This window comes from Sphingomonas zeicaulis (assembly GCF_050433225.1).
Lineage (GTDB): Bacteria > Pseudomonadota > Alphaproteobacteria > Sphingomonadales > Sphingomonadaceae > Sphingomonas_D > Sphingomonas_D zeicaulis.
This window is the reverse complement of record NZ_JBNPXQ010000008.1, coordinates 218,521-242,213: the sequence shown is the minus strand read 5'-3', so window position 1 is coordinate 242,213 and position 23,693 is coordinate 218,521. Positions and strand designations below refer to the sequence as shown.

Genomic DNA, 23,693 nt, shown 5'->3' with positions numbered 1-23,693 from the left:
CTCGAGATCGCGACAGGCTCGATCTCGCCCTCACCCAACCCTCGCCCCGAGGAGAGAGGGTCTTGAAAGCGCGTCACTGCACCGCGATCAGACAGTCCTGCCCGGCCACCTTCAGCCGCTTGCACGCGGCCACCGCATCGGCGTGCGAGGCCGCGGCGACGCGCAGGCGGTGCAGCGTGCGGCCATCGACCTCGACGGCGACGACCTGCTTGTTGAGCGGGGCGATCCACGCGAAACGCTTGGAGATGCGCGTCCAGGCCGAATTGGCTTCCGCCGCAGAGCCGAACGCGCCGAGCTGGATCAGCGAACCGCCGCTCGCCGAACCCGGCGCGCGCGGCTTGGCGGCGTGGCGCAGCGGTTCGGGGGCGGTCAGGCGGCCGCTCGAATCCGGCACCTGCGTCGTGACGCCACCGGGCTTCGGCTTGGGCGTCGCGGTCGGCACCGGAGTGGGCGTTGGCGTAGGCGCGGGCACGGCGACGGGGGTTTCTGGCACGGCGTCCATATCGAGCCGGCCTTCGGGATCGATACCCTCGGTCGCGGCGGGCACGGCATCGCCCTGCCCTTCCACTTCCATCCCGCCGGGGGAGTCAGGCTTGACCTTGTAAGGACCGGGCGGTGCCGCGATCAGCGTGCCGTCTCCACCAGGTTCGGAGCGGTTCATGTACCACCAGATCCCGCCGACGACCAAGGCGATCAGCGCCAGGCCGGCGACGACGAAGGCGACCAGGCTGACCGGCGAGACCGGATCTTCCTCGGCCGGTGCCACCGGCTCCAGCCAGGGCAGCCGGTCTTCCTCGCCCAGTATCAGCCTACCGCCCTGACGCTCCGTCATCCCATCTCCTCGACCGCCTCGACGCCCATCACCGCGAGGCCGTTGCGGACAACCTGCCCGATCCCGTTGGCCAGCGCCAGCCGGGCAGCGGTGATCGCCGCATCATCCGGCCGCAGGAAGCGGCGTTCCGGCCGATCATTGCCGGCATTGTAGGCGGAGTGGAAGGCTGCCGCGAGGTCATAGAGGTAGAAGGCGATGCGGTGCGGCTCGCGCGCCGCGGCCGCACCTTCGACGGTGCGCGGGAATTGCGCGGCCAGCTTGACCAGCGCCAGTTCCTCCGCATCGAGCAGCGACAGGTCGATCGCGGCATCGGCGATGCCATCCTCCACGCGCTTGCGGTTCATCCGCCGCACGCGGGCATGGGCATATTGGACGTAATAGACCGGATTGTCCTTCGACGCCTCGACCACCTTGGCGAAGTCGAAATCCATCTGCGCATCGGCCTTGCGGGTGAGCATGGTGAAGCGCACGACATCCTTGCCGACCTCTTCCACCACATCCGCCAAGGTCACGAAATTGCCGGCGCGCTTGGACATTTTGACCGGCTCGCCATTGCGCAGCAGGCGCACCATCTGCACCAGCTTGACGTCGAACACCGTCTTGCCTTCGGTCAGCGCGGCGACTGCGGCCTTGATCCGCTTGACGGTGCCGGCATGGTCGGCGCCCCAGATGTCGATCAGCGCGTCCGCCGACTGCGCCTTCTGGAAATGATAGGCGAGGTCGGCACCGAAATAGGTCCACTGCCCGTTGGACTTCTTGATCGGCCGGTCCTGGTCGTCGCCGAACTGCGTCGAGCGGAACAAGGGCAGTTCCACCGGCTCCCAATCTTCAGGCGTCTCGCCCTTGGGGGCCTCCAGCACGCCGTCATAGACGAGGCCGCGTTCGCGCAGCCACGCCTCGGCCGCCTCGGGCTTGCCCGCCGCCTGCAGCTCCGCCTCGGACGAAAACAGGTCATGATGGATGCCGAGCAGCGCGAGATCGGTGCGGATCATCACCATCATCGCGGCGACCGCGTGGGTGCGGAACAGCACCAGCCACTCGCTTTCGGGTTTGCCGACATAGGCATCGCCGAACTCGGCAGCGAGCGCCGCGCCCACCGGCTTCAGATAATCGCCCGGATAGAGCCCTTCCGGGATCTCGCCGATCGCCTCGCCCAGCGCCTCGAGGTAGCGCAGATGCGCCGAGCGGGCGAGCACGTCGACCTGGCCGCCGGCATCGTTGACATAATATTCGCGCACCACCTTGTGGCCGGCATATTCAAGCAGCGCCGCCAGCGCGTCGCCCACCACCGCGCCGCGGCAATGGCCCATATGCATCGGTCCGGTCGGATTGGCGGAGACATATTCGACATTGACGGTGGTGCCGCCGCCCACGGTGGAGCGGCCATAATCGGCCCCCGCCGTCAGGATCTCGTCGAGCTGCGCGCGCCACACAGTGTCGGTCAGCCGCAGGTTGATGAACCCCGGCCCCGCCACCTCGACCGAGACGACCTCGTCCAGCGCCTCCAGCCGCGGCGCGACCAGCCCCGCCAGCGCGCGCGGGTTCATGCCCGCGGGCTTGGCCAGCACCATCGCGACATTGGTCGCCAGATCACCATGCGCCACGTCGCGCGGCGGCTCCACCGTGACATTGCGTCGATCCAGCCCCGCCGGGATCGCGCCTTCGGCGGCGAGCGTGTCGAGGATGGCATCGATATGCGCGGTGAAACGGGGGTAGAGGGTCAAGGCATCTGCTTTCGGGGGTGAAGGAATGGATGGGCGCTTTAGCGGGAAGCGGTTTGGGGGTCTACAGTTCAGCCCTCTCCCCTCAGGACGGTAATAAGACAGCCTTGCCACCCTCATCCCCCGATGCCATAGGCGCCCGCCCCCTTTCCGGAAGCCACCACCATGCCCAGCGCCCCAACCCCTGCCCTGGGGCTCGACTTCGGCACGACCAACAGCGTCGCCGCGATCGCGGGGGCGGACGGCCAGTCGCGCCTTGTCGAACTCAAGGGCGAGCTTGCTGCCGGCGCGGTGTTCCGTTCGGCCTTGTGCTTCTGGCATGATGACGGCCCGCGCGGCGGGCTCGCGCATGAGGCGGGGCCGTGGGCGATCGCCGAATATCTCGAATTTCCCGCCGACAGCCGTTTCATCCAGTCGTTCAAGTCGGTGGCCGCCAGCACGGCGTTCGAACATGCCACCGTGTTCGAGAAACGCTTCCGCTTCGAGGAACTCGGCCGCATGTTCCTCGATCGGTTGGTCGCGCATGCCAGCGGCGCACTCGATGCGCGGCCGGGGCGGATCGTGGTCGGGCGGCCGGTGGAATATGTCGGCGCGCGGCCCGACGCGGCGCTCGCCCGCCAGCGCTACGACCTGATGTTCGAGCGGTTCGGCACCGAGATCCATTATGTGTTCGAACCGCTGGGCGCCGCGTTCAGCTATGCCTCACGCCTAACCGAGCCAGCCACCATCCTCGTCGCCGATTTCGGCGGCGGCACCAGCGACTTTTCGGTGGTGCGCATCGCTGCCCCCGGCGCCGCGCGTCGCTGCGAGCCGCTGGGATCGGCCGGCATCGGCATCGCCGGCGACCGGTTCGACTATCGCATCGTCGACCGGCTGGTGCTGCCCTTGCTCGGCAAGGGCGGCACCTATCGATCGTTCGACAAGCTGCTGGAAATCCCGCGCGGCTGGTTCACCGACTTCGCCGACTGGTCGCGCTTGGCGCTGATGCGCAACCGTAATACGCTGGACGCGCTCGGCCGGCTGCAGCGCACCGCCACCGACAGCGACGCGATCGGGCGGATGATCGCGGTGATCGAGAATGAGCTCGGCTATGCGCTCTACGACGCGGTGGGCGCCACCAAGCGCGCGCTTTCCAGCGACACCCATGCCGAATTCCGCTTCGCCGGCGGCGGGCTGGACATCGCCGCCGACGTGACCCGCGCCGATTTCGAAGGCTGGATCGCCGAGGATCTCGCGCGCATCGAGGCGACGGTGGACGCGGCGCTGACCCGTGCGGGCGTGGCGCCCGGCGAGATCGACCGCGTCTTCCTGACCGGCGGCTCCTCGCTGATCCCGGCGATCCGGCGGATCTTCCAAACGCGCTTCGGCGATGACCGCATCGCGACCGGCGGCGAGCTGACCTCGATCGCGCATGGCCTGGCGCTGATCGGGCAGGAGCCGGATGTGGCGGCGTGGGCGGCTTAGCCTTGCCCCTCCCCCGTTGCCCACCCCGCTCCCCCCGCTATGTAGGCAGGGTTAGGAGCAGAATCTTGTCGACCAACCCTGCCATCCACGCCCTGCTGGCCGCCTTCACGGCCTCCGCCGACACCCGTCTGCTCGGCTCCGCGCTCGATCTCGCAGCGAGCGATGCAGACCGGCGCGCGGTGATCGCCGCAGGCCTCGGCACCGATCTCGACCTGCCGCTGCGGGAACGCCTCGCGCGGATCGCGCTCGATCTCGGCGACGCGCTCGATGCCGTCACGCTCGCGGGCGAGGAGCGGAGCCTGCTCGCTCTGCGCATCGATGCGCTGCTCGTCGCCGGCCGGCTGGCGGAGGCGGAGACCGAGTATCGCGCTGCGGTCGCCGCCGATCCGGTGCTGGAGGATCCCAAGATCGACGCCCGGCTGGACGAGGCCCGCGCCGCCGCCGCGCCCGAGGCGGCCTCCAACGTGATCGGCTTCGTCCACGCCGCGCGTGGACTGCGCGGTGCCGAGCGCAGCGACCGGGAGGAGGCCGCCGCCGCCCGCGCGCTGTTCGCCGAGGCGGACAATCAGGTGCGCTTCGCCGATGTCGGCGGGCTCGAGGATGTGAAGAAGCAGATCGCGCGGCGCATCATCACTCCGTTCAAAAAGCCGTCTTTGTTCGCCAAATATCGCCGCAAGGCCGGCGGCGGCGTGCTGCTGTTCGGCCCGCCGGGCTGCGGCAAGACATTGCTCGCACGCGCGACGGCAGGCGAATGCGAGGCGCGCTTCGTCAATGTGCCGGTGGTCGACGTGATCGACAAATATATCGGCGAGGCCGAGCGCAAGCTGGCGGCGATCTTCGCCGATGCCAGGCGGGATACGCCAACCGTTTTGTTCTTCGACGAGCTGGAGGCGCTGGCCGGCACCCGCACCGGCCACGGCCATCAGAGCCATGTCAGCCTCGTCTCCACCTTCCTCGCCGAGATGGACGGGTTCGCGCACAACAATGAAGGCGTGCTGATCCTCGCCGCGACCAACATGCCGTGGGGCGTCGATTCTGCGTTCCGCCGCCCCGGCCGCTTCGATCGCGTACAGTTCGTGCCGCCGCCCGATCGCGTCGCGCGCGCCGAGATCCTCAAGCTGCAGCTCGAAGGGCGGCCGCTGGCGGGCGATGTCGATGTCGCCGCGATCGCCGCGAAAACCACCGGCTTTTCGGGTGCCGACATCGAGAATCTGGTCAACACCGCGGTCGACCTCGCGATCGAGGAGGCGCTCGCCTCCGGCGCGGAAAGCCCGGTGGGGCAGCGCCATCTGGCGGAAGCGCTGGGCGAGGTGAAACCGACCACGCTCGAATGGCTGACCACCGCGCGCAACTATGCCAAATATTCCAATGCGGGCGGCCAGTATGACGATGTCGCCGCCTTCATCAAGGCGCACGGACTGTGAGCGATGCGCTGCGTTATCGGCTGGTCGACGAGCCGCGGCCGAGCTTTCTCCAGAAGATCGCGCTGCCGCCGCTGCTGGTGTTCCTCGTCGGGCAATATTTCCTGCCCTGGGGGCTGCTGCTCGTCGCGGTCAACGCGGTGGCGCTCAACGGCCCGCACCGCAACCGCGAGATCGCCTTCGCGCTGATCCCGATCCTGATCTTCTTCGCCAGCCAGATCTTGCTCGGCTTCTCGGCGCATTACGGGCTGATCAGTGACAGCGCGGCACGCTATCTGTTCGTGCTGGCGATCGGCGTGGGGCTGATGTTCATCGCCACCGCCTTCGTCTCGCAGGAGCGGACGGCGGCGCTGCGCCAATATCTGCGGCAGCGCTGAGCATGGATCCCTATCAGATGGCGATGGACCGCGCCGAGATGCTGATGCGCGCGGGCAACAGCCACGCCGCGATCGAGCCGCTGCGCGACGCGCTGACCATCGCGCCCGACCAGGCCTATCCGCATCTGCTGCTGGCGCGCGCGCTGCGCATCGGCAATCGGCTGGCGGGCGCGCGTTACGAGGCGGAGCGCGCGATCGAACATGCGCCGACCTGGAACGCGACGCATCTCGAACTGGCGCATGTGCTGCTGCTCGAACAGCGCAACAAGGCGGCGCTGGCGGCGACCGACCATGCGATCGACCTCGATCCGCAGGAGGCCTATGGCCATTTGGTGCGCGCCAAATTGCTGCGCATCGCCGGCCGCCGCGCCGAGGCCGCGACCAGCCTCGATCAGGCGCTGACGCTCGCCCCCAACTCGCCCGACATACTCGCCGAGATGGGCTATGCAGCGCTGGAACAGGGCCGCATCGAGATCGTCGAGGATGCCGCGCGCCGGATCCTCAGCCTCACCCCGCATCACAGCGAAGGGCTGGTGCTGATCGGCCACGTCCAGCTCGCCCGCGGCGACACCGCCGAGGCGCTGCGCCTCGCCCTCGCCGCGCTCTCGCAGGCGCCCAACGATCTCGACGCGCTGTCGCTGCTCGCCTCCACCAAGATGAAGGGCAATCCGGTGGGCGGCCTGTGGTGGCGCTGGAACCGCTTCCTCGTGAAGCTGGGCCAGGCGCGCGCGATCTTCCTCGTCGTCGGGCTGTGGGTGGTGTTCCGCTGGGCGGTGCTCGCGGCCAACGATTTCGGCCTGCCGCCGGAAACCGAGACGGTGCTGACGGTGCTCTATCTTGGGTTCGTGATCTACATGATCTCGGCGAGCGTGATCGTCAGCCGGATGATCCAGAAGGAAGTCCAGCGGGTGAGGCTGAAGCCGGATTTCTGAGGGGAAACGCTGCCCACTTCGCCGCGAGCAGCGGCTGAACTCAATCCGCCAGCTTCGACAGGATCATCAAGCGGATCAGCGTGATCAGCCCCACCGTCAGGATAGTCACGAGGGCTACATCCTTGTTGTCGGCGATCGTCTTGCGCGGTGAAGTCAGATGCGCGTCGTCCTTGCTGGCCAAAGAATAGCCCGCGGCGGGACCGACGTGCCATTGCGGAATCTACTTAGCCAGCCCCAACGGCGGACCGCAGTCCAACGGACCCCGCCCACCCGCAGTACACCCCGAGCGCAGTCGAGGGGCCCGTCGAGCCAAGCCGCGACGGCGGTGGGGACGACTGCGGAACCTGCCTAATTTGCATTATGTCCGTGAGGTTCATGCGCTAATGACACATACGCCAATGGCACAAATCTGATCCCGATGATCACCCTGCAGACGGTCGTCGAACTCCCCGAGTTTCTGCGACGTGCGAAGGAGATCATGACCGATGAGGAACAGTCGGCGCTGGTGAATTATATCGCCGCCAATCCCGAGGCGGGCGTCGCGCTGGGCGGTGGATTACGCAAGGTCCGCATCCCACGCGAAGGCGGCGGCAAGAGCGGTGGTTACGGACGATCTATGTGTTCGGCGGCATCCACATGCCGATCTACCTCCTCACGGTGTTCGCGAAGAACGAGAAGGATAATCTGAGCAGGGCCGAACAAGCGGCCGCCGTCGCCTTGGCCAAGATGCTGGTCGCAGCCTATGGAGACCGAGAATGAGCGCCTATGAAGTGCGGGTTCTCGACGTCGCCGCGATTCGCGCCAGCACGGGCCTGTCGCAGAGCGCGTTCGCACGCAGCATCGGCGTCGCCAAGGGAACGCTGCTCAACTGGGAACATGGCCGCCGGCAACCGACCGGCCCCGCGCAGGTGCTGCTCGCCATGATCGCGAAAAGGCCGTCGCTGGTGACCGAACTGCTGCGATGAGCGGAGCGGAGGCCGCTTGAAAATGAACCGTCCGTTCGTCCCGAGCAAGGCCGAGTTGACCGCAGGTCGGTGCAAATGCCGACCGTCTCGGCTTCGCTCGACAGGTTCGGAGAGTTTCGGTGACACGATACTAGACTCTACGCCTTCGGCTTCGGCCCGCGCTTGCGCGGCGCGAGGTCGCGGCCGGTCTGCGTCTCCATGTCGGCGAGCCACGCGGCATCGCCGAGCGGGCGGCCGGTGCGGAGGCGAGCTTCGATCGCTTCCGCGGTGTCGGCCTCGTCCGCGGCTTCGATGCCGCGGGCCAGATAGGCGCGCCAGTTGCGCACATGGCGGCCGAGGGCGGCGACATCGGTCAACGGATCGTCCGCGACGCGCCGGCCCGCGACATGCGCCCGCGCGCTCGACCAGCGCCAGTCGCCCGCCTCCGCCACCAGTCCGGCGGCGACGGGGTTGTTCTCGACATAGCGGATCGCGGCGATGAGGTGGGCGTCGTCCATCGGATAGCTCGCGAAGCGGCCCTGGAACAGATAGCCCCTCCACCCCTCGCGCGCATTCACATGGCTGGTGTAGCGGCGATGCGCCTCGCCCAGTGCCGCGCGCAATCCATCCTCATCCTCCGGCACCAGCACGAGATGGACATGATTGTCCATCAGGCACCAGGCGAGGCAGCGCACGCCGGCCGCGGCAATGCCCTGCGCGACCAGCGCCAGATAGGCGGCGCGGTCATCGTCCGAAAAGAAGATGGGCAGCCGCCGATTACCGCGCTGGGTGACATGATGCGCGACGCCGGGGATGACGATGCGGGCGAGTCTGGCCACGGAGGGAGGATAGCAGAGCGCGCGGAGGGCGTCTATTTAGTATTGTGTCCCCGAAATTCGCTCCAAAATTTCAGGTGGACTGCACCCCATCGCTGAGACAGTGCAATTAGGGACAGCGGTTTTCCGTCACGGCCAAGGGCTGCTGCGCAGCAGCCCTTGTCGAAATAAGTTCATACTCATCGGGAGATCTGTAGGCCAAGGCGGAGTGTAGACGCTGGCGATTGTAGATCTGCTCGAGGAATGAGCCGATGCATTCTGTTGCATCGGCGAGGTCGCGATAGTCGGCGCCGTTCACCTCCTCCTGCTTGAGCGTCTTCATGAAGCTCTCGGCCATCGCATTGTCATAGGGGCATCCAACCCGGCTCATGCTCGGCAGAATGCCGGCGGCCTCCAGCCGGGCGATGTAATCGCCGCAGGCATATTGGATGCCGCGATCCGAGTGGTGGACCAAGGCGCCCGGCGTGACGGGGCGTCGCTCCAATGCCATCGTCAGCGCATCGAGCGCCAGTTCGGCGCGCAGATGATCCGCCATCGCCCAACCGACCACCTTGCGGCTGAACGCATCGAGGATGACCGCCAGATAGACGAATGCCTCGGCTAGGCGGACATAGGTGATGTCTGCAATCCACAACTGGTTGACCTCGCTCGGATCGAGATGGCGGGCCAGATTGGGCCATATCCGCCAGCTGTGGCGCGAGTCCGTCGTCGCTGGCCGGAAGACCGGCTTCCTCACGCACAGCAGATTATCCTCCCGCATCAGCCGCTGCACCCGCTTGTGGTTGATGTGCCAGCCGTTGCGCTTGAGCAGTGCCGTGATCCGCCGATAGCCATAATGCCGGTTCGCCAGGCACAGCCGCTGAAGCTGGTCGCGCAGCGCGGTTTCTTCCTGCTTCGGAGCATGATCCTGCCATCGTCGATAGACGGCGGCACGATTCACCTCGGCCAGGCGGCACAGCCGCTCCACCGAAAGCCTTGATCCCGAGCCTTGCAGACCCGTCATCGCCTGGATCTGGGCGATGACCCCGTCACGCCAGCGCCGTCGCTCGGCGGGGGTGACGCCTCGATGCGCTGCAAGGCACCCTTGAAAAAATCCAGCGCCACCTGCTGCTCGCCGACCTTACGCTCCAACTCCGCAATCTGGCGACGCGCCTCCGCAAGATCGCGGGCACGGGCCGCCGGACCACGCGCCAGCGCCATTGCCGCCTTCTCTGCCCGCTTCGGCCGGCCGGGGCCATCCCGAAGCGCTTCCTCCCCACCATCACGAAACGCATCCCCCCAGCGGTATAAAATCGTGCGCTTGACGCCCAACTCTCGCGACAACGCCGTACCGCTCTCGCCCGCCGCCATCCGCCGAACGACCTCAAGCTTAAACGCCCGACCAAATCTTCGTCGAACCAACTTGGACATGCTGCCCTCCTCATAGGGCCGTCCCTTATTTCTCTGTCTCAATCTAGGGGGGCACTCCACAGGTTTCGACATACCAAACGTCCTTATGCTTCGACCAAGGCTGGCCGACAGCCACGCGGATGGCCGACCAGCCCGCAGGGAGGTCGGCGATGTCATCAAGGTCGGGATGGCGCTCAACGACCTCCGACATGGCCACGATACGCGCCAACGCAGGATCATTTTCAGCGCCGGCCAGAAACCCCCAGGAATGATCATCCTCATAATGCGTCACAACCAGAACGGGGTGGCCATCAATTACCGATCGACACGTGATGCAGGCTACATCCGGCGCTTGATCGAACTTCCAGCCCATGACGCTGCCTCAGTATTTTGGGGACATAATACTAAACTCTACCCCTACGCCGCCAACCCCTTCATCCGCAGCAGCGCGTCGATCTTCGGCGGGCGCCCCGCAAACGCCGCGAAATTGTCCGCGGCGGGGCGGCTGGCGCCGGCGGCCAATATCTCGCGGCGGAAGGCGGTGGCGCCGGCGCCTGCAGCGTTCTGTTCGCCGAACAGTTCGAACGCGTCGGCCGAGAGGAGTTCGGCCCAGAGGTAGGAATAATAGCCAGCGGCATAGCCGCCCGCGAAGATATGGGTGAAGCCGTTGGCGAAGCGATCCCATTCGGGCGGCGGGAAGACGGAGACTTCGCGGCGCACCGCCGCCTGCGTCGCCAAGGTGCGGGCGCCTTCCTTCGGGTCGAAGCCGTGGTGGAGGCGCAGGTCGAAGGTGGCGAATTCGATCTGGCGGAGCAGTTGCAGCCCGGCCTGGAACTGGCGCGCGGCGAGCATCTTGTCGAACAGCGCGTCGGGCAGCGGTTCGCCGGTCTCGACATGGCCGGTCAGCGACAGCAACGCCGCGCGATCCCACGCGAAATTTTCCATGAACTGGCTGGGCAGTTCAACCGCGTCCCACTCCACGCCGGAAATGCCGCCAATCGAGGGCAGATCCACCTCGGTCAGCAGATGGTGCAGCACATGGCCGAACTCGTGCAGCAGGGTCACCACGTCATTGTGGGTCAGAAGCGACGGCTTGCCGCCGGCGGGAGGCGCGAAATTGGTGGTGAGGAAGGCGACCGGCCGGTGGAGGCGATCGGCGTCGCGGAAGCGCGGGCGGCACACATCCATCCACGCGCCGCCGCGCTTGTCCGACCGCGCATAGAGATCGAGATAGACGCCGGCGATCACCGTGCCGAGGCCGTCGAGCACGTCGTAGAAGATGGCGTCATCATTCCACAGCGACACGTCCTCACGCGCGACGAGGCGGATGCCGTAGAGCTGCTCGATCAGCGCGGTGGTGCCCGCCAGCACGCGCGGCGCGGGCAGATAGGCCTTGATCGCGTCCTGGTCGACGCCATGCAGTTCGCGCCGCATCGCCTCCGCGACGAAGCTCATGTCCCACGGTTCCAGCGCGTCGATACCCAGCCGCTCGGCGGCGAAGCGGCGCGCCTCGGCCAGCTCAGCCTCCGCCATCGGCCGCGCGCGGCGCGCGAGATCGCCGAGAAAGGCCAGCGCCTCGTCGACATTCGCCGCCATCTTGGTTTCCAGCGAGCGCGCCGCGGCATCCTCGAAGCCGAGCAACTGCGCCGCCTCATGCCGCAGCGCCATGATGCCCTCGATCCGCGCGCCATTGTCGAACGACGGATCGTCGGCGAGTTCGGAAGCGCGCGTCACATTCGCGCGATACACGCGATAGCGCAGGTCGCGGTTGGTGGCGTGCCACAGGATCGCCTTGAGGCTGGGCTGGCGCAGGCGGACGAGCCAGCCCTCAAGCCCCTGCTCGGCCGCATAGGCGGCGAGGATCGCCTTGTCGGTTTCGGGCACGCCGTCGAGCAGTCCCTCGTCGATCACATGCTCGCTCCACGCCTCGGTCGCGTCGAGCACGGCGTTGCCGAATTCGGTGCCGAGCCGGCTGAGTTCGATGCCGATGGCAAGAAAACGCTCGCGCGCCTCCCCCTCCAGCGCGACGCCGGAGAGGCGGAAGCCACGGAGCGCCAGTTCCACCGAGCGGCGCTCCGCCGGGGTCAGCCGGTCGAACTCCCGCGCCTCGGAAACATGGCGGATCGCGTCATATTGCGCGCGGTTCTGCCCCGCTTCCATTAGATAGGCGACGAGCTTGGCCTCGGCCGCGGCATGCGCCTCGCGGAGCGCCGGGCTGTCGGCGACGCCGGTCAGGTGGGTGACGGGCTGCCAGCCACGGGTCAGCGCGAAATCGGCGCGCTCGGCGGGCAGGATCACGCCGGCGAAACTGCCGTCATCGGAAGCGGTGATGCGCTCTACCGCGGCACGATGCTCGGCCACCAGCACGTCGATCGCGGGGCCGATCTGGTCGGCACGGATCGCGGCGAAATCGGGGAGGTCGTCATCGGCGAGCAGCGGGTTGGCGTTGATCATCATCTCTCTTCCCAGGGGCGACGCCGGGCGGCGTCTTGTTCCGCGAGGTTGGCGGTGGCACAGGCGGTTTCAACCCCGCCCGGCCGCGGAACCTCCACATCAAGGCGCGCGTACTCCCCTCATGTCAAACCCCCTCGTCATCGACATCCCCCACAAGCTCGACCGCGCCGAGGTGCGCCGCCGCATGTCCGCCAAGGTGGGCGACCTGCCGAAGCACATCCCCGGCGGCATGGCCGAGGTGCGATCCTCCTGGCCCAGCGAGGACCGGATGAACGTAATCGTGACCGCGATGGGGCAGGAAGTGGTCTGCGACCTCGACGTGCAGGATCATCTGGTGCGGGTGAGCCTGGTGCTGCCGCCGCTGCTCGGCATGATGTCCGGCATGATCGAGGCCGTGGTGCGCGAGCGCGGGCGATCGGTGCTGGAGGATAAGAGGAAGGTCTGAGGCCGATCGCCTCAGCCCGGCGGCGGCGATCCGGCCGCTCGGCGCCGCGGCCGGACCGCGACGAGCCAGAACAGCAGGGCGGTGGGCAACACATGCGCGCCGATCGTCGGCAACATGATCCACAGTTCGGCAAGCGGCCTGGTGGAGATCGCCAGATAGATCAGGAACATCTCCACCGTCACCGCCACGCCGCCCAGCGCATAATGCCACCAGGCGTCGCGCCTTCGCCAGCACAGCAGTTCGTGGACGGGCAGGCCGAACAGCAAGGCGATGCCATAGGCCCCGGCGGTCAAGCCGATGATCGCATCGAACCCGTTGCCCGGCCCCGGAACGCCATCGGCCGATCGCCACAACCGGTCGGTCACCCACAGCATGGCCGCCGGCACCGGCGCCACGATCAGCCCGAGCAGATCATGCCAGACGCGCTGCCGCGCCGCCGAACGGGCCGGGCGAACGCGCCCAGCCTCAGCCATGCGACGGCCGGCGACGCTGGAAGGCCGCACGGAGCGCCCCGATCGTCTTTCGCGGCTGCCAGACCGCGATCAGCCAGAAGAGCACCACGGTCATGAGGACGAAGAACGCCGTGAACATGAAGCCGGAGAGGAAAGAAATCAGGCCATATTCGAAACCGAAGGGGAAGATGGACAGCATGGCGGACGCGACGAGGCCCACCAGCACATAATGCGCAAGCCCCGGCTTCTGCCGCCACTGCAGGGCAAGGTGAATGGGCAGCCCAAAGACGAACGTGATTCCATAGCTCCAGAGCGGCACCTCCAGCAGCAATGCTTCCGCATTCTCGTGGCGTCCGAACGATGCGAGAAACGATAAGGCCACCATCCCGAAGAACAGGGTCACCGGGATCGGCGCCAGCAGGAAGCCGAGAACGACCCTTAACACCCTCGTCCAGCGCATCGCCTGCCCTCCCCACTCATGCTTGCCCCCATCCGCCCGGGCATAGCGGATCGCGCGCCGATGCCACCCGGGATTTGATCCCATCCGGAGCAAAATTCGGCATCGCGCAGAGACGCTTGCTCAATCGAACACGGTCGACAGCTTCGTCCGCGCGATCTGGCCGGGTTCGGGCGACCGCCAGATCGCGATCAGCCAGAACAGCAGCGCGGTGAGCGCCGCGGCGATCGCCAATATGCTGCCGAACCACATGGCGGGCACGCCGAACGAGTTGTAATCATCCGTCTTGATGATCTCCATGATGAACACGGCCAGCGTCGCCAGCACCGGCAGCGTCATGGCCGCGGCGAGATAATGCCATAGCCGGCGCTTGCCGAAGCGCCGCAGCAGCACATGCGCGGGCACACCGAACAGCAGGGTCGGGCCGTAGATGAACGCGGCGAGGGTCAGCATTTGCACGAGCTGCAGCCCCGTATCGGACACGATGATCGAGAACCACAGGATAGGCAGCAGAATGGGCATCGGTGCCAGGAGGAAACCAAATATGATGCGCAGCATGCGCCGGCCTCAGCGCATTGCCGGGCGCGGCGCACGCGCGGGACGAAGCCTGCGCGGCCAGCGCGGCTGCCAGAGCGCGATCAGCCAGAACAGGATGATCGGGACCAATATGAGGACGGCCCAGAAAATGAACGAGAAGAAGAAGCCGACGAGCCCTTGGCCGCCAAACAGTGAGCCGATCGCAAGGATCAACGAGAGGACGAGACCGGCCAGCACATAATGGATGAACCCCTGACGCCCGATCCACCGCAGCGTCAGGTACAGGGGCAGCCCGAAGAGCCCGGCGTACAGGTAGATCGCGGCGGACACCATCGGCAGGAGCTCGATCGGATCCTCATTGCCTCCCATCGCCGTCGTCAGCCACAGGACGGCATAGAGGCCGACAGGGATCAGCGGGATCGGCGCCAGAAGGAAACACAGAACAAGCCTTGTCACCCCCGTCCAGCGCATCGCCCGCCCTCCCCGCTTCGATCCCCGGCATCGCCTGTATTCGCCTATAGCCGGTCGGGCGCTGGTCTTCGCGACGATTTGCTCCTATCTGGCGCGAAATCTCGCGGTGCCAGGCGCCGCATCACAAGACAGGATCGTTTTTCCCATGGGTTTTCGCTGCGGCATCGTCGGCCTGCCGAACGTCGGCAAGTCCACCCTCTTCAACGCGCTCACCGAGACCGCGGCGGCGCAGGCAGCGAATTATCCCTTCTGCACGATCGAGCCCAATGTCGGGCAGGTCGCCGTGCCCGATCCGCGCCTGACCAAGCTGGCCGAGATCGCAGGATCGCAGAAGATCATCGAGACGCAACTCGGCTTCGTCGACATCGCCGGGCTGGTGCGCGGCGCCAGCAAGGGCGAGGGCCTGGGCAACCAGTTCCTCGGCAATATCCGCGAGGTGGACGCGATCGTCCATGTGCTGCGCTGCTTCGAGAATGACGACATCCAGCATGTCGACAACAAGGTCGATCCGATCGCAGACGCCGAAACGGTCGAGACCGAGCTGATGCTGTCGGACCTCGAAAGCCTCGAAAAGCGCGTGCCGGCCTTCGCCAAGAAGGCGGCGCAGGGCGACAAGGAAGCCAAGGTCGCTGCCTCGGTGCTCGGCCAGGCGCTGGAACTGCTGCGCGAGGGCAAGCCGGCGCGGCTGACCCAGCCGAAGGACGAGGAGGAAGCGCGCGTGCTGCTGCAGGCGCAGCTCCTCACCGCCAAGCCGGTGCTCTATGTCTGCAACGTCGAGGAAGAGAGCGCGGCGGAGGGCAATGCCCAGTCCGCGCGCGTGTTCGAGAAGGCGAAGGCCGAGGGCGCGCAGGCGGTGGTCGTCTCCGCCGCGATCGAGGCCGAGATCGCGACGATGGATCCGGAGGATCGCGCGGTGTTCCTCGCCGACCTGGGCCTGGAAGAAACCGGCCTCGCCCGCGTAATCCGCGCCGGCTATGCGCTGCTGGAGCTGCTGACCTTCTTCACCTGCGGCCCCAAGGAAGCGCGCGCCTGGACGATCCCGGTCGGCTCCAAGGCCCCGCAGGCCGCCGGCGCGATCCATTCGGACTTCGAACGCGGCTTCATCCGCGCCGAGACCATAGCCTATGACGATTATGTCCAGTTCAAGGGCGAAGCCGGCGCGCGGGATAACGGCAAGCTGCGGTCCGAAGGCAAGGAATATGTCGTCAAGGATGGCGACGTGCTGCTGTTCCGGTTCAACGTGTGAGGTAATGGGGCGGGTTCACAGCCCCGCCCCCCGCCCACGCCGGGCCAACAGAACCCGTTCGTGTCGAGCGAAGTCGAGACACGGGTGGCCCGAGCGCCCAGCGTCCTTGCTGCGCACGACCCGTCCCTCGACTACGCTCGGGACGAACGGTGGTTAATCAACCATCCGCCCGTCAGGTCGTGCTTTACTGCCCACACCGCGCCACCACCGCATTGCACCGCCACCCGCCCGCGAACGGCGTCAGGTGATAGTCATTCCCGTACACGTTGGGCGCGGTCAGATAGTCGGTCGAGATGATCTGCGCGCCGCTGGCCAGCGCCGCATCCTTGCGCTTCGGATCGTTCTGGCGCGCGTCGACCGTGTCGATGTCCGCGCGGGTGCGGACCAGATAGCCCTTGGCGACCGCGGCCCTGATTTCCGCCTGCCGGGTCAGCGCATTGTCAAACATCATGAAGGCGGCATGGGCCATGCCCGGCTTGCCCTGGATGAACGCCATCCGCCCCTGCAGTGACGGGCGACCGTCGAGATAGGGTGCGAACGCCTTGAGGTTCATGCCCGGCACGAGGAACAGGAACACGAACTTGCCGCGCGCCTGCGCGACGGTCGGCCAGCGCTTCGCCAGCACCGCGGCCTCGAGCGTCGGCAGGGTGCCGCGGACATCGTCGGGCGCCAGCACCTTGTCCCGCCCCAGCACGCTCGCGATCGTCTCATCCACCTCGGCGAAGGCGGCGGCGTCGAACGGCGGCACCGGCAGCGCGCCGGGGATGGCGCGTTCCAGCCCCGCCATCTTGGGTTCGAGCAATATGAAGACAGGGCTGTGGCCCGGTTCGGCATCGGACCATTGCTTCAGCCGCATCAGGCAGGAGCGGAAGGTGGGGCATTGGCTGCGGAAGTCGAGATCGGCGACGTGCAGCACCTTCATCCCCGGCTTCGCCAGTTCCTCGCGATAGATCGGCGCGAGGTCGGTCTCGCCCTTCTCGCGCAACATCCGGTAGGGCACCGGATCGGCATAGGCGCCGCCCTTGGGATCGGGGTGGAGATCGATCTCGAGGCTGCGCGCGCCCATGCGGAGCTGGGCTTCGAGCGGCAGTTGCACATAGTCGAGCGACTTGGCGATGTCGGCGAGGTTGCCGGGATGCTCGTCGGCCATCGCCGCGGCCTGCTCCGGCGTCATCTGCGCCATCATCCCCTTCATCAACGTGAAGAGGCGGGGACCGAGCAGCGCCATGGTGCGGGGATCGGCGGGCAGCGCATAGCTGTTGTGCGTGCCGATCACCTGGATGGCGTTGATCGGCAGATAATCGGCGGAGGGGTCGGCGGTCTGCTGGGCCGCGGCGGTGCCGGCGATCAGCGCAAGCGCCGACGCCAGCCCCGCGAAGGTGCGCAAGGACATGTTCGGATTCCCGATCAGAAGTTGAAATTGACGAAGCCGCCGAGCGTCCGGCGCGCGTTGGGCGAGGTGTAGTGGAGGATGCCGAGCGCGCCGTAATTTTGCCAGCCGGTGGAGAAATAGGTGTCGAACAGGTTGCGGCCATAGACGCCGAATTCGACCTTGCTGTCGGGCAGCGAGAAGGTCAGCCGGCCGTTGACGAGGCCATAGCCGGGCACGCGCGAATAAGCGGGTTGGCCGACCACCGTCCAATATTCGCTGCGATAGGCATAGTCGACATGCGCGCGCACGCCGAAGCCGGAGTCGAAGCGATGCTCATAATCGACCGCCGCGGTGCCCGACCATTCTGGCGAGTTGGTCAGCCGCGTGTCGGTATAGTTGGTGGTGGCGTTGTAGACATAGTCGGTGAATTTCGCGTCGGTGTAGGTCAGCGCGCCCGACAGAGTGAGGCCGCGCACCGGCTGCGCCGCGATGCTGCCTTCCACGCCCTGCGTGCGCAGGCCGCCGGCATTGCCGATCACCGTCGCATCGAGCAGGCCACCCGCGCCATCGGGGATCTTGGTGAGGATGGTCGCCTGGAAATCCTTGAAGTCCGAGCGGAAAATATCGAGGTTCACGCGCAGCCGGCGGTTGAACCATTCGGACTTGATGCCCGCCTCCCAGCTCTTCACCGTCTCGTCGCGGTAGGGCGCATATTTGTTGCCCACGAAGGCGATGCCCGCGGGCTTGTAGCCGGTCGAATAGGTCGCATAGAGCAGCACGTCGGGCGTGATCTGGAATTGCGGCGCGATCCGGTACGAGAAATTGTCACCCTTCACCTTGCCGTAGGACAAGGCCGGCGCCGCGCTCGATCCGACGAAATTGGGATCGTAGCCGGTGATCGGCAGCGGATCGATCGTCACGAAATCGAGGCTCTGCGAATTATTGTCGGACGTGTAGCGGCCACCCAGCGTGAGGCTGAGTTGCGAAGTGAAGTTGAACTTCACTTGGCCGAAGCCCGCGATCGTCTCGTTGCGCGCGTCGAACAGGGATGAATTGCCGTCCACGCCGATCGCGCCGGTCAGCGCGATCAATGTCGGGCGCGGCGTGCCGTTGGCGTCGTATAGCGGCGCGCCGAGCGTGCCCCACTGAAGCTGGGTCTGCCGCGCGCGCAGATCATTGTAGAAGAAGCCGGCGAGATATTCGAAGAACTGGCCGGTCGGCGAGGCGATGTGGATTTCCTGGCTGACCTTGTCGGTATCCAGCGCGCCGAGATTGAACGGGATGTAGGAATATTGGTCCGCCGGCAGCAGGCTGGCCGGCGTCGAATTGTCGTAGCGCGTGTAACGATAGGCGGTGATCGAGGTCAGATCATGATCGCCGAGTTGCGCCTGGATCTTGAGCGAGGTTCCCCATTCCTCGGTGGTGATCTCCCCGAAGGACGAGTCGGCGGTATCGGCATTCTTCGGGTTGGGGAACACGCCGAGCGCGTTGAGCAAGGCGGTGACGTTGGCGGGCTGGCCGGTCACCGGCGTGCGCACGCTGCTGTCCCAATGATAGGCATAGTCGCCCGAGAGGGTGAAGCTCAGCGCATCCGACGGTTCGAGCAGCAGCCGCGCGCGGCCGCCATATTCATGCGTCGAGCCGATCAGGCGGTTGAGCGTGACGTTGCGGCCGAACCCGTCCTGCGCCTGTTCGAACCCCGAGACGCGCAGCGCCGCGATGTCGCCCAGCGGCAGGTTGACGGTGGCGTTGAGGATGCGCTCATCATGCTCGCCATAGCTCGCGCTGCCGCGGAACCTGGTCTCGCCGAGCTTCGGCTGGTTGGTCGAGACCGCGATCACGCCCGAGGTGGCGTTCTTGCCGAACAAGGTGCCCTGCGGCCCCATCAGCACATCGACGCGGCTGATGTCGACCAGGCCGGTGAGGCCATTGGCGCGCTGACCGTCCATCACGACATCGTCGACAACGACGCTGACCGACTTGGCGTTGGAGAAGTCGAACGAGGTGCTGCCCACGCCGCGGATCTGGAAGGCCGCCCCCTGCGTCGGATCATATTGGACGCCGGGCATGACATATTGAAGGTCGGTGACGGAGGTGTAGCCGACCTGCGCGAGCGCCTCGCCGTCGATCGACTGGATCGCCAGCGGCACGCGCTGGCTGCTCTCGCGCCGACGCTCGGCAGTGACGACGATCTCGGGCAGGGCGCCCCCCGCCTCCGCGGCAGGCGCAGTGCTTTCCTGCGCCTGTGCGGCCGAAGCAGCGAACGGCGCAAGCACGCCGACCAGCGCCGCCGACCGCAGATAGACCGACGTCTTTTCCCCGAACTTCAACATGACACGACTCCCTGGCGTTAACGCGTTGGAGCGCGCCCTAGAGCCGGGCCGTTACGGTTTTAAGACGGTCGTACGGTTATTATCTCTCGGATAAGGCCGGTTTTTCATACGATCGTACTGGAAAATTGAGAGCGGATAGAAGTCCGCGAAAACTCGGCATGTTGCGCCGCCCCGCCGGGGAACGGAGTTGATCGCCGATGACCGCCATGATCACCGCCTGCGTTATGTCGCGCGTGGTATCGGCATCGATCCCCAATGCTTCCGCGGTATTGCCGTAGACATTCTCCGCCCGCCGCCGCCGCATGTCGATCGCGAACGGCACCAGCGCCGGATCGCGCAGGCCGAGCAGTGCCGCCTCGTGCGTCAGGAACAGCACCGCGGCACCCGTGGTGGCGGCATCTTCCGACTGGCGCAGGGCCGCGCGCATCCGCCGATAAAGCGCCTCGACGCCACCCAGCATGAGGTCACGCTGCATCGGGAAGTGATGTGCGATCGTCGAGACCGGCGTATCGGCGGCCTGTGCGACGAGACGGTGGGAAAGCGATCCGAAACCGTGCGTCATCAGCAGGTCGGCGATGTGCTGGGTGATCGCCGCCTTGAGGCCTTGTGGGGCCGGCCCCTCGTCGAGCGCTGCTGCGGCAGGCACCGCCAGCCTTTCGACCAGCGCCATATGCCAGCGGCTGGCAGCGGCGGAGGTCTCAGGCCATGGATCGCGGAGCAACGCGCGGATCGTCGACGCCCGCAGCAGACGATAATCGGACTGCTCTGCGAGTAACAGCGAGAAGGGCTGCTCGTCGAAGCAGTAGCCTGCGAGGATCGGCGCCCATCGGGCGGCATCGGGCGGCAGCAGATCGCGCCACAGCATTTCGCCGGCGCCGAGCAGCGCCGCGATCCCCGGTATCGATCCGGGCGACCGCCCCTCGGCAAGTGCCAGTTCGCATGTAACGATCGTCGAGACGCGCCGATCGGTCGTGCCATCGTCCAGCCAGGCGGCGACGAGGTCCGGCAGCCCGCCGGCCGCGATCGCGTCCTGAGTTCCGGGCCGGGCACGCCAATCGGCGTGGACCACCGCCATGACTTCAATTTCACGCGCCACGACCGCGCCGAGCAACGCCGCGCGATCGCCGATGCGGTAATTGATCGTGCCCACCGACACGCCCGCGCGCTCTGCGACGACGCGCAGCCCGGCGCCGTTCAGCCCGCGTTCCGCGATGGCGGCGCGCGCGGCATCGACGATGCGTTCATTGGTTTCGCGGTCGGTGGCCTTGGCGACTTTGGGCGCAGATATCATCGCGCCTGCATACCGCCCCGCCCGCGCCGGTCCAACATTGTCCCCGGCCTGTCACCAAGCGCGATTAGGGGACGCGCCGTGCGCGCCGACCGTCTCAATCTCTACGCCTTCGCCTTATCGCATGGCGGCAAGAGCCTGTTGTGGGCAGGCGAGGATGCGCTGTCGCTTTACACATTGATCGCGATCCTCGACGTCCAGCCGGCGCTGGCAGGGCTGATCTTCGTCGGCGCCTCCTTCTGGAACGCCGTGCTTGACGCCGCGTGGGGCGCCTGCCTCCACCGCTATCCTGCGCTGCTGCGGCGGCTGCCGGCGATTTCGGTGGCGGCAATGCTGGTATCCTGTCTCACCTTCGCCGCCCTGCCTTTCCTGCCACGTGGCGCGGCACTCCCCGCGGTGGCGATGCTGCTGTTCCGATCGAGCTTCCCGCTGTTCGACGTGCCGCACAACAGCCTCGTTGCCGAACTAAGCGCGGTACACGGCCATCTTGCGGTGACGCGCTGGCGCAGCGGCGTCAGCGCGCTGGCCGCGATCCTGATCGGCATCGCCGCCATCCCGCTGGTGTTCGCGGGCCGTACCGGTGGCGCGGGCGCCGGTATGATCTTCGTCGCGATCGGCGGCGCCGCCTTCATCCTGCTGTTGCCCCTGCCCTGGTTGTTCGCGCGCCTCGGCCGCGCGATGACGCCTGTCGCGCCGCCCTCGCCGTCGACCCGCCCCAGCCGCGACGTGCTGCTGTTCTGCCTCGCGCAGATGTGCGGACTCGCCGCGATCGCCGCGATGGGCAAGGCGCTGCTGCATCTCGACAGCTTCTCGATGGCGGTGATCGCCAACGTCCTGCTGCTGCTCAGCCTGTGGCGGCTGGCAGCCGTGTGGCTGTGGTCGCCTGTGGCGGCGCGGCAGGGCGTCACCCGCGGGCTGACTTTTGCCTATCTTGCGACCGCGGCGGCGATGCTGCTGCTGCCCTTCGCGCTGCGGCATGGTGCCTGGGGCGCGGCTATCGGCCTTTCGTTGCTCGGCGCCGCGGTGGGCGGGGTGATCTTCCTCGCCTGGTCGCGTTTTTCGGAACTGCTCGAACGCACCGGGACCAGCCAGGATCGTGGCACCGCCGCATTCAGCTACAGCCTGTTCACCGCCGCCACCAAGATCGCGCTCGGCCTTTCCGGCCTGATGACCGGCCAGTGGATCGCGCTGCAGACCGGCGGAATCGATGCCGGCGCGTTGACCCAGCTTGCGCTGCCGTTGGCCGCCCTGTGCATCGGCTGTGCGGGGCTGGGAGCCATGTTGCGCCCGGCCATGGGGCGACGCGTGGCAGCATGATCGTGCTTTGACCCGCCCCATCGCGCTCCGCTAGCACCCTTTCCATTCCTTCCTCTCCCGGAGCCTCGACTTGATCGGCCGCTACCTCGTTGCCTTGTTTGCCGCCTTAGCACTATCCGCCTGCAGCGCCGCGGCGCCGCCGCGCTCTGCCGCGGCCCCTGCGCCCTCGAAGGCGGACGCACGCGCGCCCGTCACGATCCTGATCTCCATCGACGGGTTCCGGCCGGACTATCTGAAGAAGGGCAACACTCCCACGCTCGACGCGCTGGTGACGGGTGGCGTGAGTGCGGCGATGCGTCCCTCCTTCCCGTCCAAGACCTTCCCCAACCACTGGACGCTGGTCACCGGCCTGCGCCCCGACCATCATGGCATCGTCGCCAACAAGATGCAGGATCCGGCGCGGCCCGGCGAGGTCTTCACCATGTCAACCGAGGATCCGTTCTGGTGGAACGCCGCGCCGCCGCTGTGGGTGACTGCGGAGGAGGCCGGCGTGCGGACCGGCACGATGTTCTGGCCCGGATCGGTGGTGAACTGGGGCGGCACGCGCGAACCGAAATGGCCCAATGACCTCAAGGGCGGCATCCGCCCGCATGACTGGCAGGCGTTCGCGCAGGCGATGCCCTCCGAACAGCGCACCCGCGCGCTGGTCGACTGGCTGCGCCGCCCCGCCGATGCGCGCCCGCTCTTCCTGACGCTCTATTTCGACGCGGTCGACACCGCCGGCCACCGCTATGGCCCCGCCGCAGCCGAGACGGCCGCCGCCGTCACCGAGGTTGACAGCGCCATTGCCGCGCTGGTCGAGGGGCTGCGCGATATCGGCCAACCCGCCAACCTCGTCATCGTTGCCGACCATGGCATGGCCGCCGCCAGCGCCGACCGCATCGTCCGGCTGGACAGGATGCTGCCCGCCGCCGACATCCGCATCGTCGAGGACGGCGTTTATGCCGGGCTGTTCCCCGCGTCCGGCCGCGAGGCGGCGGTGGAGAAAGTGCTGATCGGCCGTCATCCGCATATGGAATGCTGGCGCAAGGCGGACATCCCGGCGCGCTTCCATTATGGCACCAACATCCGCATCCCGCCGATCCTATGCCTCGCCGATCTCGGCTGGCGGGTGGTGGCGGATGCCGCGGCAGAGGCGAAGGCGACATCGCTCGGCGAACATGGCTATGACAATGCGCTGCCCGACATGGCGGCGCTGTTCATCGTCAACGGCCCCGCCTTCCGCGCCGGCGCGACGCTGCCGGGGTTCGACAATGTCGATGTCTATCCGCTGCTGGCGAAGCTGATCGGTGTGGCGCCGGCGGCGAATGACGGCAGCGCAGCGACGTTCGACGGGGTGATGGCGCGGTAACCAGAAGCGCGGCAGGTTGACGTTTGCGTAATCGTAAGCCACTCCGCCCCAAGA

The 23,693-nt window shown here is 66.9% G+C and carries 25 protein-coding genes; 10 read left to right on the top strand and 15 right to left on the bottom strand.

All coding sequences use genetic code 11. The features are described from left to right. Positions 1 to 73: 73 nt before the first annotated feature. Positions 74 to 832 (bottom strand): SPOR domain-containing protein, encoded by a 759-nt coding sequence (locus FHS96_RS23205; RefSeq protein ID WP_429597606.1) that lies wholly within the window; start codon positions 830 to 832, stop codon positions 74 to 76. Continuing rightward, positions 829 to 2,556 (bottom strand): arginine--tRNA ligase, encoded by a 1,728-nt coding sequence (argS, locus tag FHS96_RS23200; RefSeq protein ID WP_429597603.1) that lies wholly within the window; start codon positions 2,554 to 2,556, stop codon positions 829 to 831. The genes FHS96_RS23205 and argS overlap by 4 nt, the downstream gene beginning before the upstream one ends. Positions 2,557 to 2,718: 162 nt before the next feature. Between argS and FHS96_RS23195 the strand changes: the two genes are divergently transcribed. The 4 genes from FHS96_RS23195 (at position 2,719) to FHS96_RS23180 (ending at position 6,747) form a co-directional block, all read left to right on the top strand. Then, the gene (locus tag FHS96_RS23195; RefSeq protein WP_429597600.1) at positions 2,719 to 4,017 is read left to right on the top strand and encodes an Hsp70 family protein; all 1,299 of its coding nucleotides are present in this window, start codon (positions 2,719 to 2,721) and stop codon (positions 4,015 to 4,017) included. Positions 4,018 to 4,082: 65 nt separating this feature from the next. Beyond that, positions 4,083 to 5,441 carry an AAA family ATPase gene (locus FHS96_RS23190; RefSeq protein WP_429597597.1) on the top strand — a complete coding sequence of 453 codons (1,359 nt, stop codon included), beginning with the start codon at positions 4,083 to 4,085 and terminating at the stop codon, positions 5,439 to 5,441. Next, positions 5,438 to 5,815, top strand: coding sequence for a hypothetical protein (locus FHS96_RS23185; RefSeq protein WP_429597594.1), 378 nt, complete (start codon positions 5,438 to 5,440; stop codon positions 5,813 to 5,815). The genes FHS96_RS23190 and FHS96_RS23185 overlap by 4 nt, the downstream gene beginning before the upstream one ends. Before the next feature lie 2 nt (positions 5,816 to 5,817). Continuing rightward, positions 5,818 to 6,747: a tetratricopeptide repeat protein gene (locus FHS96_RS23180; RefSeq protein WP_429597591.1), complete on the top strand. Its 930-nt coding sequence runs from the start codon at positions 5,818 to 5,820 to the stop codon at positions 6,745 to 6,747. 40 nt (positions 6,748 to 6,787) lie between these two features. Here the strand turns inward: FHS96_RS23180 and FHS96_RS23175 are convergent, their stop codons facing one another. Continuing rightward, complete coding sequence (locus FHS96_RS23175; RefSeq protein ID WP_429597589.1) at positions 6,788 to 6,928, bottom strand: hypothetical protein; 141 nt, start codon at positions 6,926 to 6,928, stop codon at positions 6,788 to 6,790. A 437-nt stretch (positions 6,929 to 7,365) separates the two neighbouring features. Between FHS96_RS23175 and FHS96_RS23170 the strand changes: the two genes are divergently transcribed. Both FHS96_RS23170 and FHS96_RS23165 read left to right on the top strand, forming a co-directional pair. Next, a complete protein-coding gene (locus FHS96_RS23170) occupies positions 7,366 to 7,506 on the top strand; it encodes a hypothetical protein (protein ID WP_429597586.1) in 141 nt (46 codons plus the stop codon). Then, the gene (locus tag FHS96_RS23165; RefSeq protein ID WP_429597583.1) at positions 7,503 to 7,712 is read left to right on the top strand and encodes a helix-turn-helix domain-containing protein; all 210 of its coding nucleotides are present in this window, start codon (positions 7,503 to 7,505) and stop codon (positions 7,710 to 7,712) included. Before FHS96_RS23170 ends, FHS96_RS23165 begins: the two co-directional genes overlap by 4 nt. Before the next feature lie 137 nt (positions 7,713 to 7,849). On the opposite strand, the gene FHS96_RS23160 is transcribed toward FHS96_RS23165, so the two are convergent. The 5 genes from FHS96_RS23160 to FHS96_RS23140 form a co-directional block, all read right to left on the bottom strand. Continuing rightward, positions 7,850 to 8,530 carry a transposase gene (locus FHS96_RS23160; protein WP_429597580.1) on the bottom strand — a complete coding sequence of 227 codons (681 nt, stop codon included), beginning with the start codon at positions 8,528 to 8,530 and terminating at the stop codon, positions 7,850 to 7,852. 106 nt (positions 8,531 to 8,636) lie between these two features. Next, positions 8,637 to 9,530, bottom strand: a complete 894-nt coding sequence (locus FHS96_RS23155; protein ID WP_429597577.1) for an IS3 family transposase — start codon at positions 9,528 to 9,530, stop codon at positions 8,637 to 8,639. Then, positions 9,527 to 9,937, bottom strand: a complete 411-nt coding sequence (locus tag FHS96_RS23150) for a helix-turn-helix domain-containing protein (RefSeq protein WP_429597574.1) — start codon at positions 9,935 to 9,937, stop codon at positions 9,527 to 9,529. The genes FHS96_RS23155 and FHS96_RS23150 overlap by 4 nt, the downstream gene beginning before the upstream one ends. Before the next feature lie 43 nt (positions 9,938 to 9,980). Then, a complete protein-coding gene (locus tag FHS96_RS23145) occupies positions 9,981 to 10,289 on the bottom strand; it encodes a hypothetical protein (protein ID WP_429597571.1) in 309 nt (102 codons plus the stop codon). Between the two features lie 44 nt (positions 10,290 to 10,333). Beyond that, positions 10,334 to 12,370, bottom strand: a complete 2,037-nt coding sequence (locus FHS96_RS23140; RefSeq protein WP_429597568.1) for a M3 family metallopeptidase — start codon at positions 12,368 to 12,370, stop codon at positions 10,334 to 10,336. A 121-nt stretch (positions 12,371 to 12,491) separates the two neighbouring features. Here FHS96_RS23140 and FHS96_RS23135 point away from each other — a divergent pair, with 121 nt between their 5' ends. Further along, positions 12,492 to 12,815: a polyhydroxyalkanoic acid system family protein gene (locus tag FHS96_RS23135; RefSeq protein WP_429597565.1), complete on the top strand. Its 324-nt coding sequence runs from the start codon at positions 12,492 to 12,494 to the stop codon at positions 12,813 to 12,815. Between the two features lie 11 nt (positions 12,816 to 12,826). Here FHS96_RS23135 and FHS96_RS23130 read toward each other — a convergent pair whose 3' ends face one another. The 4 genes from FHS96_RS23130 to FHS96_RS23115 form a co-directional block, all read right to left on the bottom strand. Further along, positions 12,827 to 13,288 (bottom strand): hypothetical protein, encoded by a 462-nt coding sequence (locus FHS96_RS23130; RefSeq protein ID WP_429597562.1) that lies wholly within the window; start codon positions 13,286 to 13,288, stop codon positions 12,827 to 12,829. Then, entirely contained in the window at positions 13,281 to 13,727 is a 447-nt protein-coding gene (locus FHS96_RS23125) for a hypothetical protein (protein ID WP_429597559.1), read from the bottom strand. Before FHS96_RS23125 ends, FHS96_RS23130 begins: the two co-directional genes overlap by 8 nt. Positions 13,728 to 13,847: 120 nt before the next feature. Beyond that, the gene (locus FHS96_RS23120; RefSeq protein WP_429597556.1) at positions 13,848 to 14,282 is read right to left on the bottom strand and encodes a hypothetical protein; all 435 of its coding nucleotides are present in this window, start codon (positions 14,280 to 14,282) and stop codon (positions 13,848 to 13,850) included. Positions 14,283 to 14,291: 9 nt separating this feature from the next. Next, positions 14,292 to 14,732, bottom strand: coding sequence for a hypothetical protein (locus FHS96_RS23115; RefSeq protein ID WP_429597553.1), 441 nt, complete (start codon positions 14,730 to 14,732; stop codon positions 14,292 to 14,294). A gap of 145 nt (positions 14,733 to 14,877) precedes the next feature. Between FHS96_RS23115 and ychF the strand changes: the two genes are divergently transcribed. Continuing rightward, complete coding sequence (gene ychF, locus FHS96_RS23110) at positions 14,878 to 15,978, top strand: redox-regulated ATPase YchF (RefSeq protein ID WP_429597550.1); 1,101 nt, start codon at positions 14,878 to 14,880, stop codon at positions 15,976 to 15,978. A gap of 184 nt (positions 15,979 to 16,162) precedes the next feature. Here the strand turns inward: ychF and FHS96_RS23105 are convergent, their stop codons facing one another. From FHS96_RS23105 to FHS96_RS23095, 3 genes are all read right to left on the bottom strand, one after another. Then, positions 16,163 to 17,371 (bottom strand): Ca2+-dependent phosphoinositide-specific phospholipase C, encoded by a 1,209-nt coding sequence (locus tag FHS96_RS23105; RefSeq protein WP_429597547.1) that lies wholly within the window; start codon positions 17,369 to 17,371, stop codon positions 16,163 to 16,165. Between the two features lie 14 nt (positions 17,372 to 17,385). Continuing rightward, on the bottom strand, positions 17,386 to 19,683 hold the full coding sequence (locus FHS96_RS23100) for a TonB-dependent receptor (protein ID WP_429597543.1): 2,298 nt from the start codon (positions 19,681 to 19,683) through the stop codon (positions 17,386 to 17,388). Positions 19,684 to 19,762: 79 nt separating this feature from the next. Further along, positions 19,763 to 20,974 carry a TetR family transcriptional regulator gene (locus FHS96_RS23095; protein WP_429597541.1) on the bottom strand — a complete coding sequence of 404 codons (1,212 nt, stop codon included), beginning with the start codon at positions 20,972 to 20,974 and terminating at the stop codon, positions 19,763 to 19,765. Positions 20,975 to 21,052: 78 nt separating this feature from the next. Between FHS96_RS23095 and FHS96_RS23090 the strand changes: the two genes are divergently transcribed. Beyond that, complete coding sequence (locus FHS96_RS23090; protein ID WP_429597538.1) at positions 21,053 to 22,288, top strand: MFS transporter; 1,236 nt, start codon at positions 21,053 to 21,055, stop codon at positions 22,286 to 22,288. Positions 22,289 to 22,358: 70 nt separating this feature from the next. Further along, positions 22,359 to 23,639 (top strand): alkaline phosphatase family protein, encoded by a 1,281-nt coding sequence (locus tag FHS96_RS23085; RefSeq protein ID WP_429597534.1) that lies wholly within the window; start codon positions 22,359 to 22,361, stop codon positions 23,637 to 23,639. Positions 23,640 to 23,693: the final 54 nt, after the last annotated feature.